At 49.5% G+C, this 18,810-nt stretch carries 16 protein-coding genes and 1 riboswitch; of the genes, 4 read left to right on the plus strand and 12 right to left on the minus strand.

All coding sequences use genetic code 11. The features are described 5' to 3' along the window. Positions 1-41 precede the first annotated feature (41 nt). From sufB to F456_RS0102155, 6 genes are all read right to left on the minus strand, one after another. Positions 42-1,439: a Fe-S cluster assembly protein SufB gene (sufB, locus tag F456_RS0102130; protein WP_018975356.1), complete on the minus strand. Its 1,398-nt coding sequence runs from the start codon at positions 1,437-1,439 to the stop codon at positions 42-44. 18 nt (positions 1,440-1,457) lie between these two features. After that, positions 1,458-1,883, minus strand: a complete 426-nt coding sequence (gene sufU, locus F456_RS0102135; protein WP_018975357.1) for a Fe-S cluster assembly sulfur transfer protein SufU — start codon at positions 1,881-1,883, stop codon at positions 1,458-1,460. Further along, complete coding sequence (locus F456_RS0102140) at positions 1,873-3,093, minus strand: cysteine desulfurase (RefSeq protein WP_018975358.1); 1,221 nt, start codon at positions 3,091-3,093, stop codon at positions 1,873-1,875. Before F456_RS0102140 ends, sufU begins: the two co-directional genes overlap by 11 nt. Continuing rightward, positions 3,093-4,394: a Fe-S cluster assembly protein SufD gene (gene sufD, locus F456_RS0102145; RefSeq protein WP_018975359.1), complete on the minus strand. Its 1,302-nt coding sequence runs from the start codon at positions 4,392-4,394 to the stop codon at positions 3,093-3,095. The genes F456_RS0102140 and sufD overlap by 1 nt, the downstream gene beginning before the upstream one ends. Before the next feature lie 32 nt (positions 4,395-4,426). Then, the gene (gene sufC, locus F456_RS0102150; RefSeq protein ID WP_018975360.1) at positions 4,427-5,215 is read right to left on the minus strand and encodes a Fe-S cluster assembly ATPase SufC; all 789 of its coding nucleotides are present in this window, start codon (positions 5,213-5,215) and stop codon (positions 4,427-4,429) included. Positions 5,216-5,532: 317 nt separating this feature from the next. Continuing rightward, positions 5,533-5,997 carry a Dps family protein gene (locus tag F456_RS0102155; protein ID WP_018975361.1) on the minus strand — a complete coding sequence of 155 codons (465 nt, stop codon included), beginning with the start codon at positions 5,995-5,997 and terminating at the stop codon, positions 5,533-5,535. 216 nt (positions 5,998-6,213) lie between these two features. On the opposite strand from F456_RS0102155, the gene F456_RS0102160 reads away from it, so the two are divergent. After that, positions 6,214-6,825: a hypothetical protein gene (locus F456_RS0102160; RefSeq protein ID WP_018975362.1), complete on the plus strand. Its 612-nt coding sequence runs from the start codon at positions 6,214-6,216 to the stop codon at positions 6,823-6,825. 120 nt (positions 6,826-6,945) lie between these two features. On the opposite strand, the gene F456_RS0102165 is transcribed toward F456_RS0102160, so the two are convergent. Beyond that, on the minus strand, positions 6,946-7,329 hold the full coding sequence (locus F456_RS0102165) for a DUF423 domain-containing protein (protein WP_018975363.1): 384 nt from the start codon (positions 7,327-7,329) through the stop codon (positions 6,946-6,948). Between the two features lie 241 nt (positions 7,330-7,570). Between F456_RS0102165 and F456_RS21585 the strand changes: the two genes are divergently transcribed. Together F456_RS21585 and F456_RS0102180 are read left to right on the plus strand one after the other, a co-directional pair. Continuing rightward, positions 7,571-8,137, plus strand: a complete 567-nt coding sequence (locus F456_RS21585) for a DUF4064 domain-containing protein (protein ID WP_018975365.1) — start codon at positions 7,571-7,573, stop codon at positions 8,135-8,137. A gap of 187 nt (positions 8,138-8,324) precedes the next feature. After that, complete coding sequence (locus F456_RS0102180; RefSeq protein WP_018975366.1) at positions 8,325-9,173, plus strand: DegV family protein; 849 nt, start codon at positions 8,325-8,327, stop codon at positions 9,171-9,173. 106 nt (positions 9,174-9,279) lie between these two features. On the opposite strand, the gene F456_RS21590 is transcribed toward F456_RS0102180, so the two are convergent. Continuing rightward, positions 9,280-11,184 (minus strand): PAS domain-containing protein, encoded by a 1,905-nt coding sequence (locus F456_RS21590; RefSeq protein WP_018975367.1) that lies wholly within the window; start codon positions 11,182-11,184, stop codon positions 9,280-9,282. Between the two features lie 201 nt (positions 11,185-11,385). Here F456_RS21590 and F456_RS0102190 point away from each other — a divergent pair, with 201 nt between their 5' ends. Next, on the plus strand, positions 11,386-12,942 hold the full coding sequence (locus F456_RS0102190) for a phospholipase D family protein (protein WP_018975368.1): 1,557 nt from the start codon (positions 11,386-11,388) through the stop codon (positions 12,940-12,942). Between the two features lie 36 nt (positions 12,943-12,978). On the opposite strand, the gene F456_RS0102195 is transcribed toward F456_RS0102190, so the two are convergent. The 4 genes from F456_RS0102195 to F456_RS0102210 form a co-directional block, all read right to left on the minus strand. Continuing rightward, positions 12,979-13,893, minus strand: a complete 915-nt coding sequence (locus F456_RS0102195; RefSeq protein WP_342342022.1) for an alpha/beta hydrolase fold domain-containing protein — start codon at positions 13,891-13,893, stop codon at positions 12,979-12,981. Between the two features lie 96 nt (positions 13,894-13,989). Beyond that, positions 13,990-14,991, minus strand: a complete 1,002-nt coding sequence (locus F456_RS0102200) for a DMT family transporter (protein WP_051086678.1) — start codon at positions 14,989-14,991, stop codon at positions 13,990-13,992. Between the two features lie 193 nt (positions 14,992-15,184). Next, positions 15,185-15,341: riboswitch (FMN riboswitch) on the minus strand. A gap of 143 nt (positions 15,342-15,484) precedes the next feature. Beyond that, positions 15,485-16,009: an acyl-CoA thioesterase gene (locus F456_RS0102205; protein ID WP_018975371.1), complete on the minus strand. Its 525-nt coding sequence runs from the start codon at positions 16,007-16,009 to the stop codon at positions 15,485-15,487. Between the two features lie 198 nt (positions 16,010-16,207). Next, complete coding sequence (locus tag F456_RS0102210; protein ID WP_018975372.1) at positions 16,208-18,754, minus strand: beta-mannosidase; 2,547 nt, start codon at positions 18,752-18,754, stop codon at positions 16,208-16,210. Positions 18,755-18,810: the final 56 nt, after the last annotated feature.

An 18,810-nucleotide genomic window follows, 5' to 3' on the forward strand; every position in this document is an offset into this window, starting at 1 on the left:
TTCGCCTCTTTTTATACTAACAATTTGCTCGAAAATGGTGATTAACCGATCGAACCTTCCATCTCAAACTTGATCAGACGGTTCATTTCGACCGCGTATTCCATCGGCAGTTCCTTCGTGAACGGCTCGATGAAGCCCATAACGATCATCTGCGTTGCTTCATTCTCGCTGAGACCACGGCTCATCAGGTAGAAGAGTTGATCTTCAGATACCTTCGATACCGTTGCTTCGTGCTCCAGCATCACATCATCGGTCAGAACTTCGTTGTACGGAATCGTATCCGATGTGGACTGGTTGTCGAGAATCAGCGTATCACACTTGATATTCGACTTGGCACCCTGCGCCTTACGGCCGAACGAAGCCAGACCTTGATACGTTACTTTGCCGCCGTGTTTACTGATCGACTTGGAAATAATTGTCGACGTCGTATCTGGAGCCAAGTGGATCATTTTCGCACCCGCATGCTGATGCTGGTCTTTACCGGCAACCGCGATCGACAGAACGGATCCTTTTGCACCGCGTCCCTTAAGCACGACAGCTGGATATTTCATCGTCAGCTTGGAGCCGATGTTGCCGTCAACCCATTCCATGTTCGCATTTTCTTCTGCAACCGCACGTTTTGTCACGAGGTTGTAGATGTTGGACGACCAGTTCTGGATTGTCGTGTAGCGAACGCGTGCGTCCTTCTTCACGATGATCTCAACAACTGCACTGTGCAGGGAGTTCGTACCGTATACCGGCGCCGTGCAGCCTTCAACGTAGTGTACGAAGCTGCCTTCGTCGGCGATGATCAGTGTACGTTCGAATTGACCCATGTTTTCCGAGTTGATGCGGAAGTAAGCCTGCAGCGGAACTTCGCACTTCACGCCTTTTGGCACGTAGATAAAGCTGCCGCCTGACCATACTGCGCTGTTCAATGCTGCAAATTTGTTATCAGAAGGTGGAATAACTTTAGCGAAATGCTCTCTCAGGATTTCCGGGTGCTCTTTCAGAGCAGTGTCGGTATCCATGAAGATAACGCCTTGGTCTTCCAATTCTTTCTGCATGTTGTGGTAAACGACTTCGGATTCGTATTGGGCAGAAACGCCGGCAAGGAACTTCTGTTCCGCTTCCGGAATACCCAATTTGTTGAACGTTTCCTTAATTTCGCTTGGTACTTCTTCCCACGTTTTGCTCTGTCCTTCGGAAGCCTTAACGTAGTATTGGATCTCTTCGAAGTTCAGTTCGCTAAGATCGCCGCCCCATGTAGGCATCGGCATCTTCAGGAACTGCTCAAAAGCTTTAAGACGGAAGTCCAACATCCATTCTGGTTCGTTTTTCATTTTCGAAATGGAAATGACGATTTCTTTTGTCAGACCCAGACCACTTTTGTAAATGGATTCATGCTCGTCGCGGAAGCCATATTGATACTCATCGCTGATCGGTGCTTGTTTAGCCATGGTGATTCCTCCCTTTCGTTAGTGGGTTTCCCGTTCTATTCCTTTACGCAGAGCGTTCCAGGCAAGGGTGGCACATTTGATGCGCGCCGGGAATTTATTGACGCCGGATAAGGCTTCGATATCTTCGTATTCTTCGAACTCTACGTCCTCGCCCTTCATTAAGGAAGAAAACCGTTCGGCCAGTTCGAGCGCCTGCGGCAGCGTTCTACCTTTGACGGCTTCCGTCATCATCGATGCGGAAGACATGCTGATGGAGCATCCGTCTCCGGTGTAGCGTGCATTTTTGACAATTCCGTCTTCCAACTGAAGCTGGAGCGAAATTTTGTCGCCGCAGGTCGGATTGTTAAGGTCGATGGTGACACCTTCCTCCTCGAACTTGCCTTTATTCCGCGGGTTTTTGTAATGATCCATAATGACGCGTCGGTACAAATCGTCAAGTTGCATCTCCAAAATACTCCTTTGTTTGGATTAAGGCGTCGATCAAGCGGTCGATGTCTTGTTCATTATTATACAGGTAAAAGCTTGCGCGTGCCGTCGAACTTACATTTAACCAACGCATTAGCGGCTGGCAGCAGTGATGACCGGCACGGATTGCTACTCCATAAGAGTCCAGAACAGTTGCCACGTCGTGCGGGTGCACGTCGTTCAGATTGAACGTCACGATGCCGACTTTGCGTTCCTGCGGACCAAAGACCTGAAGATCCTCGATTTCGTTAATCCGCTGCATCGCATACATCGCCAATCTGTGCTCGTGTTCAGCCACATTGTCCATGCCAAGCTCACTTAGAAAGTCGATTGCGGCCCCAAGACCTACAGCTCCAGCAATAATTGGAGTTCCGCCTTCAAATCGATAAGGAAGATCTTTCCATGTCGATTCGTACAGGCCCACTTCATCAATCATTTCTCCGCCAAATTCAATCGGTTCCATACTTTCAAGAAGCGCCTTCTTGCCGTACAATGCACCAATTCCTGTCGGACCGCACATCTTATGACCCGACAGCGCATAGAAATCGCAGTCCAGATCCTGTACGTCGACTTTCATATGCGGAGTGCTCTGAGCGCCGTCTACCACGATAACCGCTCCGTGTTTATGCGCAAGCGCAGCGATCTCTTTTACCGGGTGAATAACGCCCATCACGTTCGAGACATATGCGATAGCGACGATCTTGGTCCGGTCAGTAATGACTTTTCCAGCCGCTTCGATATCGATCGTTCCGTCCGGGTTAGGTTCGATATATTTCAGGACAGCGCCTGTTCGTTTGGCAAGCTGCTGCCAAGGAATCAGATTACTGTGATGCTCGATTGGCGTAATGACAATTTCGTCGCCTTCCTTTACGTTGGCATTTCCGTAAGAATCCGCCACCAGGTTCAGCGCCGTTGTCGTGCCGCGGGTAAACACAATTTCCTCGAGATGAGCTGCGCCGATAAACTTCGCAACCTTTTCACGAGCACCTTCATAAGCATCGGTTGCCCGGCTGCCCAGTGTGTGTACGCCGCGGTGTACGTTGGAATTGTCCCACTCGTAATAATGCTTCATCGCGTCCAGAACAGCGCGAGGCTTCTGTGAAGTTGCCGCGCTGTCCAGGTAGACCAGCGGATGTCCGTTTACTTCCTGGCTCAGAATCGGGAATTGCTCCCGCACCGAAGCGTTCATTACTGCCCCAGCTTTCTCTCAACGATACGCTGCAAACGGGTACGCAGCAGTTCGAGCGGGATTTCCGCAATGGTCGGCGCCAGGAAGCCGTAGATGATCAGACGCTCGGCATCCGCTCGGGAAATGCCACGCGACATCAGATAGTAGATTTGCTCAGGATTGACTTTGCCGGCGGAAGCTGCGTGCCCAGCCATGACGTCGTCTTCATCAATCAGCAGAATCGGGTTCGCGTCGCCGCGAGCTTTCGGGCTTAGCATCAGAACTTTTTCTGTCTGCTGACCGTTTGCTTTTGTCGCGCCGTGCTCGATCTTTGTAATTCCGTTAATGATCGCCTGCGCTTCTTCACGCATTACAGCGCGGGTGAACATATCACTTTCCGACGATTTGCCGAAGTGAACAGCACGCGTCGTATAGTTGATCTTCTGCGAACCCGAACCGATTGCGATAACTTTAGCATCGGAATTCGTGCCGCTGCCCTGAAGCGTTGTCGCCGTATCCGCAATCGTATCGCCTTCGTTCATTTCGCCGATAATCCATTCAATACTGGAATTGTTCGACAGCAGCGCACGGCGGTAAGAAATATCCGTGACTTCTTTGCCAAGTTGGTGAACAGTCGCGTATTGAACTTTGGCTCCGTCCAATGCAATCACTTCAACAGCGCCGTTATGCAGAATGGTGCCGTTCAAGCCTGCGGATACATAGTTGTCCACGTAAGTGACGCGACTGTTTGTATCTGCCACGATCAGAATATGCGGTGCAAACGAAGCAGAAGCATCGTCGCTCAGGAATACAGCCTGCAGCGGAACTTCGATTTCAACGTTTTTAGGCACATAGAGGAAAACGCCTCCGTTCCACGCCGCATAATGCAGCGCAGAAACCTGATGTTCACTTGTTTTTACAGCTGTACCCAAGTGCTTCTTAACCAGCACTTCGTGCTCACGTGCAGCTGTTTCCAAGTCAGTGAAGATAACGCCTTTGGCGCTCAGCTCTTCCGACAGCGTCGCATAAACGACACCAGAGTTGCGCTGTACAATCAGGTTTTGTGTACCTTCATCGATCAAGTCCTTCGCTGCAGTCGGCAGACTGTCGGTCGAAGTCACTTTCTCGCCTGCTTTGAACGTTCCGTATCCGCTCAAGTCCCAGCGATCCAGTTTTGTTTTTTCCGGCTTCGGCAGTTCCAGTGAAGCGGCCAGTTCCAACGCTTGAAGACGGCGCTCGGTCAGCCATGCAGCTTCGCCGCGGGCTTCGGCCCATTCCTTAATCTGCGCGGCCTGTACCGGAAGAATGGTTTGCAATGTCATAATCGGTGTTCCTCCTTCCGTTCCTATTTATATTAAGCTTCTTGTTCTTGTCCAACTGTCTCGTCGGTAATACCCAGCTCTTCTTTGATCCAGTCATAGCCGTCCTGCTCCAGACGAGCAGCAAGTTCAGGTCCACCGGACTTCACGATTCGGCCCTGCATCATGACGTGGACGAAGTCCGGCGTGATGTAGTTCAGCAGGCGCTGGTAGTGGGTAATGATCAAGAAACCACGATCTTCGTTCTTCATTTCGTTCACGCTGTTCGCTACAATACGCAGAGCGTCAATATCCAGACCGGAGTCAATCTCGTCGAGAATCGCGATTTTCGGATCGAGCATCGACATTTGAAGAATTTCATTACGCTTCTTCTCGCCGCCGGAGAAACCTTCGTTCAAGTAACGGTGAGCGAACTCAGGATTCATCTCGAGCCCCTTCATGCTGCTCTCCATTTGACGGATAAACTTGATCAGCGAGATCTCGTTACCTTCGCCGCGGCGTGCATTGATCGCACTGCGCAGGAAGTCGGAGTTTGTTACGCCGGCAATTTCGCTCGGATACTGCATCGCGAGGAACAGACCTGCAAGTGCACGCTCATCGACGCCCATTTCAAGTACGTCTTCTCCGTTCAGCGTAGCAGAGCCTGCTGTTACTTCATATTTCGGATGTCCCATCAGCGCGGAAGCCAGTGTACTCTTACCGGTGCCGTTTGGTCCCATGATCGCATGGATCTCTCCACCGTTCATTTCCAGGTTGATGCCTTTCAGAATTTCTTTGCCTTCAATCTCCGCCTTGAGTCCTTCGATGACGAATTTAGTTGCCATAGTGAGCGTCCCTCCAAAAATATAATAGTAAATCCGTAATATCCTCGATCAAAACTCTAATCAAAAATAATTATAATCTTATAATGATTATAAACTGATTATAGCTGATTCTCAATCCATTTTACCTGAATTTATTTTTCAGTTCAACGAATAGTCCTATATTTTAAAATTCAAACGTGCGACTAATGAATTTTGCGCAATTATTTGACAGGCTACCAAAGCTGTTGAGGTCCGCTTTAAAATATAAAAGCCCGGTCCTGTTCAGACCGGGCTTTCCATATAAATCCGGCAAAGCCGGTATTAAAAAACATCTTGTTTTAGTGACCGAGGAACGAACGCAGCATCCACATATGCTTCTCAAGATCCTGCTTCATACCGACCAGCATATCGCTTGTTGCCTGATCTTGTGCTTCTTCGGCCAATTCAAGGCCTTCCTGCATCTCTTCAGCTACCGTTGCAAAGTCTTCGATGATGGTTTGCACCATTGTGCGATAATCTTCGCCACCAGCCGCTTCCTGAATGCTGGAAAGTTCGAGATATTCTTTCATTGTCGCTGCCGGCTTGCCTTTAATTGTCAGCATACGCTCTGCAATCTCGTCCATTTTTTCCGTTACTTCATTGTAAAGTTCTTCGAATTTAATGTGCAGCGTATAGAAGTTTTCACCTTTAACGTACCAATGGAAGTTGTGGATCTTTACATAAAGAACGTTCAGATTTGCAACCTGGCGGTTCAAAATCTCTTCGAGCGTCTTTGTTTGGACTTCACTTTTTGTATTCGTCATGGTTAATCCCTCTTTCCTTGTATTTGGATTGCCGCTTTTCCAGATTCGGCAGCTCCCCGTAAATGGGTACGACGTCGGCTTGCTCTTCGTCGTTTCTAGTTAGAGTTTACCCGTTCGAAAATCAGGCGAAACAAAACAAGAGCACTGGACCCCTTGTACTTGACGTCGCATCCCCTTTTATCCGCTAGTACCGGGACTAGGATTATGCCAAAAGTCATGCTATTATGGAAAGACGCCGGATTCCGAATCTGTCAGGATCAGGAATCCAAATTTTATCTGGTGCAGACCGGGGGAATTATGACTAACAAGACATCGCGAGAACGTTCTGGGTATTTATTCAATGTAGACATTCTGATCGATGATTCAACTAACGCTCAGGCTCTGCAATCTCTCCTCGCTTTACTGAACGATTCGGATAAGGTTGTTGACCTTCGCGTCAATTCAGGCATTGAGCTTGGGAAAATAATTGACGCTGCTTTGGCTTCCTTAAAGACAAATTACGTCGAAAAATCCAAAGTCCACCTTTCTTCCGCAAAAAACTTCCAGTCTAAAGTTGCCGCTTCCGAGGCTGCCGCAAAGGCTGTTTTAAAGCAGGCCGTCCAAGCAAAGTCGGCTTCTTATTTTACACCTGATGATATTCGGGATTCGATCAGCAAAAACAGATTGGTACGTCTGACTGTTAATAAATCGGGCGGCAGCCGGCTTAGTATCCCGTGCCGAATTCTTAACTTTGACGAATCGTCCCAGCTGCTAAATGTATACCATGTCGATGAGAAACAAGTGTACAGCTTTTCGCTTAACGAAATCGACGAATTAACAGGTCAGTAACTTCTCTAAATTATAGAGCCGCAACCATTCGAAAATAAAAAACAGCCGAAACGTAAACCGTTTCGGCTGTTTTTTTGCTTGAGCATACTTATCTTGTTTGCCTGGCAAAGCTTATCCGGATCAAAGCGATGCGGAGCGGCGGCCGGCTCCCAATGCAAATAAGATCCATCCTGCGATAAAAGCAGCTCCGCCCAGTGGGGTAATCGGTCCAAAGATTCGAAGCCCGGTTGTGCTGAGCAGATACAGGCTGCCCGAGAACATTAGAATTCCCGCTAAGAACAACCATGCTGCCCAGATGAGCTGTCGGGATTCCCCCCACACTCCTATCCCAATCGCAGCAATCAGCATAGCCAAAGCATGTACAAAGTGATATTGAATTCCGGTTTGAAAGGTTTTCATAGACTCTTCGCCGATTTTTGCACCGAGAATATGACTCCCGAATGCGCCGAGACCTACAGCAATCATCGCCATGATGCAGGCAGTGACCGCAATTTTTCTTTGCATGGCTTTCCCTCTTCTCCATGATGTTTAAATTTTGAAAAATCTGATTTTCATTTTTGCAAATCGACATTCATTATAGGGGGTTGTGCTGTGAAAAACCAGAACCAAGCCAAAACTTTCACGTTTTCTTCTTACTTCCGTTTTGCGAAAAGCAGGGAAAAGACGGTAATTCAGGGTTGCTTTTTGCTTCTGGATATGAAAAAGTAATCTCATGCAAGCTTCTACAATAAAGGAGAGTTGAAGTATGGACAATCGTTTTCCACCGTCGGATGACCGTCCGACCGGACCGGATCTGCGTAAAGATTCGGCTCATAACGAGCAAGATCAAAATCATGCTGGAGATCCGTATCGCAGCGACCCGGAAGGCAGCAGTTATGAAGAAAGGGTCAATCCTCCGTTCAGCCCTTATGACGAATTTCCTCGCGATGATCGTCAAATGGGCAGGCTGAAGCATTCGGGGCTGGGCATTGCTTCATTCGTTCTTTCGCTGATCAGTATCGCCCTGTATATCGTCTGCTTCGTAGCAATCATTGGTATTTTTGCCTCGATTGCCAATTCTCCCGAGCAGATATTGAACAACTTCGATTCGATGGAACCTGGCGGCGAGGTTCTTGCAATCGGACTTGCGGGCCTCGGTCTGCTTGGCAGCGCTTTGCTGAATTTTATCGGACTGATTCTGGGAATCGTTGGTCTTGTCATGAAAGATCGCAAGAAAGTCTTTGCCATAATTGGTACGGTGTTGAACGGCCTCTGTCTGCTGATTGGAGGCGGAATCATCGTAATCAGCACAATTACCGGTGCAGGCATGTAAGTTTGCCGGAATGACCGGTATCATCCAAGGTTTGATTAAGGGCCGGCGCTCAGACAGCGCCGGCCCTTAGTCTGCCTCTTTTCTTCGGATCATGATATACTGGAACCGGAGCCGTTCGATAAGAATGCTAAGCTTCGCTTATTTCGCCCGCTCTCTCGTGCTTGTGAGCGGTTATGAGGAGATGAACATGTCCAACATCCGAATTTTTTCCGACAGTACCTGCGACCTGCCTGCAGAACTGCTGCAGCAGTACGGAATTGGTATCGTGCCGCTGTATGTCGTGTTTGAAGACGAAACCTATCGTGACGGCTTCGATCTTACGCCGGCCCAGCTGTTCGATAAAGTAGCCCGGCAGGGTAAGCTCCCTAAATCGGCGGCGCCTTCGCCTGCAGATTTCAGCCGTGCTTTTGCCCCGCATATCGAACAAGGAGAACGTATCCTGTACGTAAGCTTATCTTCCGAACTGTCTTCTACTTATCAAAATGCGTGCATTGCGGCTGATGATTTTGAGCCAGGCAGCGTGACCGTGTATGATTCGCTGAATCTCTCGACGGCAATCGGCATTCAAGTCCTGCGGGCAGTAAATTTGAGCCAATCCGGCATGGACGTTAAAGAGATCGTTCAGAAATTAGAATCTTCGCGCTCTCGGGTCGAAACAGAGTTCGCTATTGATACTCTGGAATACTTATACAAAGGCGGCCGCTGCTCCGGCATGCAGAACTTGATTGGCAGCCTGCTCAGTATCCGTCCGATTATTAAAGTGATGGATGGCAAGATGGCTCCTGCTTACAAAGTTCGCGGCAAACGTGAAAAAGCGATCGATAAAATGCTGCAAAACTTTCTTGCCAACAAGGATCGTCTGGAAGGTCCTGTCGTCGTCGTACATGCGGCAGCCGAAGAAGATGCTCGTCGTCTACGGGAGACTATCATCCGTGAAACAGGCATTAATGATGTAATGATGACTACAGCCGGATGTGTAATTTCGACACACTGCGGACCAGGCACAATCGGTCTGATGTACGCCAAGTCGAATTGATTTCGGATGCTGTCTCTTTCAAAATCGGCCGGCAGCACCGGAAAACGACAGACCGCCAATTCTCCCCCTACATGGAGGTGAATCGGCGGTCTGTTGTTATATACCTCTAGTTGCACAGCATAGGAAGCGTAAATGAGAAAGTCGACCCCTGATTTTCCCGACTTTCTGCCCATATTGCTCCTCCCATACGCTCAATCCAGCGCTTGCAGATAGCAAGACCCAGGCCTGTACCTTCATAGCTGCGGTCCAATTTTGAATGAATCTGCGAGAACGGCTCAAATAGCTGCTCCATTTTGTCTGCCGGGATTCCGATTCCGCTGTCTTTCACTTCCACACTTAATACGCAGCGCATTTTTTCGCCTATTCCTGTCCTCGGGCGAACCATGCATCCGGCTTTGACTTGAATCGCACCTTTCGATGTGAACTTGACTGCATTTCCGACAAGTCCGATCACAATCTGACGCAGCTTTCCGGCATCGCCCAACAGCTCGTCCGGAAAATCCTCCGCGATATCAAGCGTCAGATCAACACCTGAACGCGCAGCTTGAAAGGAAAAGAAATCGACCGATTCTTCAAGCAGAGTACGCGCATCGAATGCTTCGCTTTCGAAGTGAATCGTTCCGTTTTCTGCTGCATTAAAGTCCAGAATACGGTTAACGACCGTTTGCAGTCCCCGGCCGCTGAGGAGCAGTACGTCCATATAAGTCTCCTGTTCCTCCGTCAGTTCCGTTCCCAACATCAGTTCAGCCATCCCCAATACGCCATTGAGCGGTGTTCGGATCTCATGACTCATCAGGCTCAAAAATTCCGTTTTCGCAGCTAATCCGCGCTGCGCCTCATTCTTCTGCCGAACAATCTCATCGCGGCTGGTCACATCTTTAAATACAACGACGGCCCCGGCCGGCTCGCCGTTCTCAAACAGCGGATCAACCCGATATTCGACCAGAAGGCTGCTTCCGTCTTTGCGCCAGAACACTTCCCCTTCGACCGTCGAAGAAATCCCTTCCTTCACTGATCGGCGAATCGGACATTGTTCGACCGGATAAGGACTGCCGTCGGAACGGCTGTGATGGATCAGATCGTGATTATAAACATTTTGAAACTCATGATTTTCATATCCCAGCATCCGCGCTCCCGCCCGATTGATAAACACCGAACGTCCTTCACGGTTAACCTCGAAAATGCCTTCGGACACCGTGTTCAAAATTGATGTATACTGGTCGGTCAGTTCCCGACTTCGCTGCATCTGCCGTTTCCACTCCGTAATGTCGAGCGCAATGATGTACACACCCACTGCCTGTTCGTCGATCAAGATTGGCAGACTGGTCATGTTAACGTCGATATACTGCCCATCCCTGGCCAGCAGTTGGGACTCGAAATTGTGCGATTTTCCCTGCAGCGCTTGTTCAAAATGTTTGTTCAGCGATTCGATCAATCCGGGAGCAAAAAAGAACCGATAATTCTGTCCCAGCAGCTCATGTTCCGAACAGCCTATCATGGACTCCATGTTAGGGTTGGCGGACAGGCATCGGCCTTCCAAATCGAATGAAAGAATGCCTGCCGGGTTGTATTCGAACAACGAACGGTACAGTCTCTCCTGCTCCCTCAGCCTGCGATTTTTCTGTTCTTCTTCTGTAATATCCTTAGCTATGCCATAGATGCCTACCATACGACCGCCCTGCTCGATCGCCACATAAGTTACTGATAGCATCCGGATTACACCGTCTTTGCGAATAAGTCGCAGCTTGAAATCAAGTCTTTTGGCTTCGCTTAATGCTTGCCGGGCTGCTAAACTTCTACTGTGCTCTCCTTGGGGATACAGTTTGCCGATGTCCATCGTCGTAAGCTCTTCGAGCGTATATCCACTCATCTGTTCCGTCGCAGGGTTTGCATATATAAGTTTCCCTGCCATGTTCAAGACATAAATTGGGTCGGGATGATAAACAAATAACGGACGGTAAATTTCGCCTTCCGCAAACATCGCTTCTGACAAATCGAATGAGTTTTTCAAGGCGGACTCCCTTTCGTTTCCTGCGTACTCAGTCTACTCTTCATACAGCGTATTTTATATGAAGTTTTCATGAAAAAACAGAGTGTATTGAACCTTTTCTGTTTACCGGAACACATCGTCTGTTCACTGCGTCAATATCGCTTGCTTGTTGTTATATAAAGGTAGTGAGCTTGCAGCCCGAAACGGGAAGGATGAACGGCAATGTGGGACGATCAATTATGGAAGACGCACCGCAGCGGAACAATTATGCGGTCGCACGAAAAAGGAGGCAGAACCCGGCGGAGCGGCAGTGGACCCAAGGCCCCTGTATCGGTATCACGAGGACGAATGGTCCGAATTGCGCTTCTGCTGTTGGTTCTATGGCTGCTCGGTGTCATACTGTTTCAAATGAACAAGCCGCTTCCGGAAGGTGTTTCTTATGAAAGCCCCGTCTATCGCACGGATCAGGTCGATTTTTTGTATGACCTGACGTATCCTGCGCAGACAAGCGAGTTTACCCAAGAGAGGCAAATTTTCGACCGGACGATTGAGCTGATCGGCGAAGCGGAGCAGTTTATCGTCTTCGATGTTTTCTTGTTCAACAATTATATTCATGAAGGACAGCAGTATCCGAAAGTCAGCGCAAAGCTGGCGAAGACGCTTATCGAGCGCAAACAAGCTGTGCCGGAACTTGATATCGTGTTCATCACCGACGAAGTGAACACCAATTACGGTTCGGCTCCCAATCTGCTGCTGGAAAGTATGAAAAAGGCCGGTATCCGGGTTATCATCACCAATACCGATCCTTTGCGCGATTCTACTCCGATCTATTCAGCATTCTGGCGAACGTTTATCCAGTGGTTCGGTCAATCGGGGAATGGTTGGATTCCAAATCTGATGGCAACAGACGGGCCGGACATTACACTGCGCTCTTATATGAAAGTGTTGAATGTCAAAGCCAATCACCGTAAGGCTTTTATTACGGAAAAGGCGGCTATCGTTTCAAGCGGAAATATCCATGATGCCAGCGCTTATCACTCCAATACCGCGCTTGAAGTCAGCGGTCCCATTATCGGCGATATGCTGAAAGCCGAACAAGCTGTGCTGAACTTCTCCGGCGGAGGTACCCTTCCCATCTACTCCGGCGCAGCCGAGACAGGCACAGACGGACAATACGGCATCCAGTATTTGACGGAAGGCAAAACCTACGATCGTGCGCTCAAGGAGATCGGCAGCGCATCTTCCGGCGATACAATCTGGATGGGCATGTTCTATCTTGCGGATAAAAAGATCTTAGAGGCTTTGAATGAAGCGGTCGATCGCGGCGTTACGGTTAGACTGGTGCTCGATCCCAATGAGAATGCGTTTGGTCGGGACAAGATCGGTATCCCCAACCGCCCCGTTGCCGCTCAGCTGCACGACAAAGCTCAAGACGAAGCGCAGGGTAGGCTTGAGATTCGCTGGTACAATACGGTCAAAGAACAGTATCATACCAAAATGATGTTTGTTGACCGTACAGATGGCGAAAGCAGCGTATTGGCCGGCTCTACCAACTTCACACCGCGTAATCTTAAAGATTACAACCTGGAAAACGAACTGTTTGTACAGGGAGCCAAAGACAGCGAATTGATCGGCGATGTTCGAAACTATTTCGAACGAATTTGGAACAATGAAGATGCCGAATACACGAACGAACTGGAAAAACATCTTGAAAAAACGACTTGGCTTAAAGACCTCGTGTACCGGATTCAAATGCGTCTCGGCTTTACAACGTTCTAAAAAAAGGCACGGCGAACATGTCGCCGTGCCTTTTTATTATGCTTTGGAGAAATTCAGATGTCTGTCGAAGAAGTCTTCGACTTTATCGAGAATATCGTTTCGTGTCAGCATTTCCGAAGTGGAATGCCCTGTCCCTTCAAGTACGCAAAATTCGGAATGCACGCCAGCTTCGGTCAGTGCATCATACAGAAGCTGACTTTGTCGAAGAGGTACAGTCGTATCTGCATCTCCGTGCATAATCAGGAAAGGCGGCACTTCGCGGCCGTCCAAATAATGCACGGGATTTGTACGACGGGCCAAGTCCGGCTTCATCCCGATCGTACCGCCCAAGATCAGCGCCATGACTGGCATATGATACTCGCTCTGAAAATCCAGCGCAATATCGGTAGGTCCGCTGAAATCTACGACCGCCTGCACGCGCGTCGATTGCTCCAGATGTTCATCGGCCTCAAATTCGGATGAACCGCCTGTTACACCAAGCAGCGCTGCCAGCTGCCCGCCGGCGGAATGTCCCCATACGCCTACACGTTGACTGTCGATTCCATACTTGTCCGCATTGGCGCGTAGGAACCGCAGTGCACTCTTCACATCCTCAATCTGTGCCGGGAAACGCGCTTCGTGCGCGAGTCGATATTCGATCGAGGCAACCGCATAGCCTCGTTCTGCAAGTCGGACCAACTGCGGAAGATTCCGTGCCGAATTGCAGCTGACCCACGCACCGCCGACAATCCACAGAATTAGCGGTGCAGGACCGTCTCCGGACGGCAGCAGCAGGTTCAGACTTAGTGTCTTACCGCCTGCGAAACGGGCGAACTGTACATCCGGTACGAGCCGGACGAAAGGTCGGTCGTTCGAACGCGCCGGCCATGTTTCTTGTTTATTCATACAAAATCTCTCCGTTTCTGCGCACATAATAAGAAAATGAATCCAAAACGCAAGTATGTCCATCATAACATAATCATTCTGCTTCGATAAACTTCCATTTGGTCAAAAGAAAAAAGCTCTTCCTTTTAAATGGGAAGAGCGTCTGACAAACTATGAAAAACATTAAGCAGCCTGTTTCGACAATTGACGCGGACCGATTTCTTGGGTCTGCTGGCGGGAGAAAACAAACAGCACCGACCAAATTAACACAAATCCAATGACCTGCGCTGCCGTAAGCACTTCTCCGCCATACAGCCAATTGACCAGCACGCCGACCATCGGGAAACTCAGCTCGGCCAGTGTGGCAACTGAAGCTTTTGTCGTTTTAAGGCCTTTATAATAAGCCAATAAGCTGAGCAGACCCGGCAGCAGCGCCTGTGCCAGCAGGTTAATGCCGACTAACGTAAGTGCTGCTCCACCTGCGGGCAGAATCCAGGCATGCCCCTCTCCTGCAGTAATAGCCAGCAGCAGCGGCAGCGCCAAAATGAATCGCAGCGAAGTGACCGTCTCATATTTCAGCTTGCCGACCATATAACGTCCCATTACGGTCGATCCTCCCCACAGCGCGGCGGCTCCAAGTGCAAGCAGACTGCCTAACTGCAGAAATTCTCCAGCATGACCGACAGGAAAAGTGAAGCCGAACGTAAGCAGATACGTACCGATCAGAGCCACAAGCAGCAGCGGTCCGAATCGGCGAGGAAGCGATTCTTTCAACATAAAATGCGCCAGGATAATAGCGAACAAGGGCTGAAGCTTTTGCAGCAGAAGCACCGTATTATAGGCTCCGCCCGCATATTGCAGCGCTAGGGTGAACATGAGCGTTGCCAGTGCCGAACCTCCCCAGGAAATGAAGAGCAGGGCGAGAACTTGACGCAGACCAAGTCCTTTCAGTTCACCGCGGTTCTTCCAGAGAATCGGAGCTACAAATAGAGCGATGATTACATGCTCCAGCAGTACAATTTGCGAAGAAGTCATTGACTCCAACAGCAGAATCCGGAACAGCGGATCAACCCCCCAAAGTGCCGCTCCCAGTACAATTAACCAAAATCCGTTTCCGGTTTTAGAAAAAAGTGAAGGCCCTGTGCCTCCTGTAGTGGTATTAACAAAGCTATTACGATTGGCCATTTTCATCTTCCCAAGTCTCCTCATCCGAATAAGGGGGATCTCGTGCGCAAAAAAGCCCTGAAGCCAAAAGTTTGGCAGTTCAGGGCTTTTTATTGCGTCCATCGAAGGCTCGAGCGGTCTGACAAATACAGCGCATTTCTCCACAGCAGGATCGATTAAGAAACCTGCAGTCGGATTGCACCGGCATGTCTGCGCTGATCTTCTCCCATCCGGACTGTACCGTCGGCTCTGGAATCACACCAGATCAGTCCAACAGTTTCTTTTTGAAGAAACCATCGGAGTCGCGGGCTAGGTTCGTCACACGAACCATTACCGCCGGTCGGGAATTTCACCCTACCCCGAAGATCCTTTATTCATTTGTTTTCATTACATTTTTTCATTATTTGATATACCATTTTTTGGCAAAAGAATTCTCATTTCTCATTCCATCATAAATGATGATGATCTTTTTTACAAGTAGCTTAATAAAATAAAGTTAGAATCTTTTTACAACCTAATCTCGCTCCGGCTCCCATGGATAACTTGTCGTTAAAAATCCGGCCAATGTACGGCTTGCTTCCCTACGCTGCTTGCGCATTTCAGCCCTTATCGGCGCACTTTCGTGCAGCTGGCGTTCCTCTTCCGTCTCCGGATAAACTGCCGGAATCTCGATTTTCCGTCCATGGTCATCCATCGCCACGAAGGTCAAGAATGCCGTCGCGGCGATCTGCCGATCGCCGCTTTTCAGATCTTCACGGATGACTTTCACGAATGTCTCCATCGAACTGCGTCCTGTCCAAGTCACGAATGATTCCAGCGTCACCGAGTCGGTCATATAAATAGGATACAGAAAATCGACGGAATCCGTCGAAGCCGTAATGGTGTTGGCACGCGACAGCTTGGCCGCGGCGATTGAAGCGATGTCGTCGATATAAGCCATCAATCTGCCCCCGAATAGGGTCTGATAACTGTTGACGTCGGTAGGAAATACGCGAGCCATCTTGTAACTGCGCGTAGTTCGGATCGGTGTTGGCTCCATTTTGCACGTCCCTCGTCTCGTTTTAAACTCTCATCTGTTTATTATACGCCTCTCTTACTTAGCGGAACAAGCATAAGCCTTCGCAGTCAAACGCAAAACCGCCATCTCTCGAAAGAGACGGCGGTTTATTCGGTTTGATCGGCTTTTATTAGAAAAGAGTACTTCTATTACGGTATTCGTTATACTGCTGTAGGAAGTCTAATCTCGCTTGATGAAATCGGCCATCGATCTGACTTTAACAGCGCCTGCGTCGCCATGCGCCAGCGTGCCATCCGGTTGACGACCCCAGAACTCGATAAAGATTTTTTCGCCCGGGACAAGGTCGAAGTAGTTGTCAGTGAACACACCTTCCTCTTCCGCCGACAACCAGATTTGTTTGGCCAGGACATCTGTTTCCAGAGCGATCGTCGTCCGGCCATCCCCGTCGTCCGACCGGGTTGCACGGATATTCGGCTGCGGCAGTTCAATTTCGCGTGCCGATACAAAATAATGCGTGCGCTGATCAAGGATTTGGCCTTCCTGTTCCAGCTCCGCCAGCAGCACGGTACGCTCTGGAATCTCCTGCCCAAGCAGATCTTCCTCTTTGACCGAGTAGACTTGAAGCGCGGTATTGGCTCCCACTTCTACCGGCAGCACCAGTTCATGCAGCATCTCACCGCCGAAGCTCAGCAATTGAAGACGAAGCGAAGCCTCTGCCGGCTGCAAACGATCGTTTAGAATATGGAAGTTCAGATCTTTCCCGTTCGTTCCGTCAATAGAGACGGACAAATCCCGGAAGCTGCGGCGAGCATAATAATGCAGCGCCTTCCAGCGTCCGTAGTAGTCAATGCCCGACCATGAGGCGACCGGCCAGCTGTCGTTCATCTGCCAATACAGCGTTCCCATACAGTAAGGCTTACGGCGTCTATGCGCTTCGATCGCCGATTTCATCGCTTCGGCCTGCAGCACTTGGCTCATGTACAGGAACGAGACGAAATCTTTCGGCTCCGGGAGGTACTTGTCCATGTATTCCTTGATCAGGAAATTGCCGCGTCCATTTTTCTGATGTGCCAGCATGATCTTGGAATCGAGCTGCAGCGCATCTTCCGGTGCATACTGCAGTACTGATTTGTGCTCGGGGAAAGACTGGAATCCGTACTCGCTCATGAAGCGGCCGATATATTTATTGTAGTTTTCGAAAGGTTCCGAATTGTGCCAAACTCCCCAGTAATGAATATCACCCTCGGACGTTTCCGGATGTGCATGCTGATTGGCATCACTACTCAGCGACACGAGCGGAGAAGAGGGCCAATACTCCGCACCCGGCGCATATTTAGACAGAGCCGTCGGCAGCAGCCGGTGGAATATTGCTTCGTAATCCGCCCAAATGTTGTTTTGCTGTTCCGGCGTATAATCTTTCTTCCAGCCCCATCCGCCATCAGGAATATAATGAGCCCATGCCGAATCGATTTCATTGTTGCCGCACCATAGTACGATACTTGGGTGGCTGCGCAATCGGCGAATATTGTCTTCGGCTTCGTGACGTACGCTTTCCAAGAAATCCTCGTCGCCCGGGTACATGCTGCATGCAAACATGAAATCCTGCCAGACCATAATCCCATATTCGTCGCACAGTTCATAAAAAACGTCTTCTTCGTATATGCCGCCGCCCCATACGCGAAGCATATTCATATTCGCTTCAACCGCCGACACAATCTCATAATGATATCTTTCCTTGGTCACGTCTGTCTCGAAATTGTCGTTTGGAATATGGTTGGCGCCTTTGGCGAATACCGGTACGCCGTTCAGTTCAATGTAGAACGAAGCTCCGGCTTTGTCCCGCTCACGCTTCAGCTTAACGCTGCGCAGGCCGGTCTTCACACTTTTTTCTGCGCTGACCGAATCTCCTTCCAAAATCGCCGCTGCAAATGTATACAGATAAGCCTCGCCAAGTCCTCTCGACCACCACAGCTTTGGATCGTCCAGCTCAAATTCGAAACGCAATGTATTTTCACCTAGACGAATGTTTTCGGTCCGTTCGAATATCAGTCCCTCTGTCGCAATACGCAATCTTCCTTCGAAGTCACGATCGGATTCGATGGTCACCTGTGCGGTCAGCTTGGCTTTGGACGAAGTGACTTCATTCTGTCGGATAAACAGATCTGTTATTCGCAGTCCTGTCCATCCTTCCAAGCGAACCGCCCGCCAAATACCGCTTGTCACAAAACGAGGGCCCCAATCCCAACCATAGTGATAAGGCGCTTTGCGCGCAAATACGCTCACCCGCTTATCGCCAAGACCTCCCAACTCGGATTGGTCATTGGCTGCCGGCAGCCCGTACCCCAACTTCTCCAGCTTCGGAAGATCTTCGTTGATGGGGGAACGGAAGGTAAGGCTCAGACGATTCTCTCCGCTCTGCAGATAAGTCTTAGCCGGCAGGCTCCAAGTGCGAAACATATTATCGGCAGACAATATGCGTTGACCGTTCAGTTCAACGTCGGCGTAGGTGTCCAATCCATCAAACACAAGACTGAGGTTGTCCTGATGAAGCAGTTCATCCGGCACGGTGAAGACGCTCTCGTATTCCCAATCACGCTTGTCGATCCACTGAAGATCATGCTCGTTTGTTCCATAATAAGGGTCGGAAATCTTTCCGTTCCGGTACAGATCACTATGCACACAGCCTGGGACGACCGCTGGAAGCCACTCTTTTTCTCCTGCAGCCCTAAAAGTCCATTCATTCAATTCCCATTTGATTTCGTTCAAGGCGTCTTCCTCCAATACCGAATTTGTAACCGCTTTTAATCCTATCAACAACGTAC

Origin of the sequence: Saccharibacillus kuerlensis DSM 22868, from assembly GCF_000378145.1 — a bacterium.
Classification (GTDB): Bacteria; Bacillota; Bacilli; order Paenibacillales; family Paenibacillaceae; genus Saccharibacillus; species Saccharibacillus kuerlensis.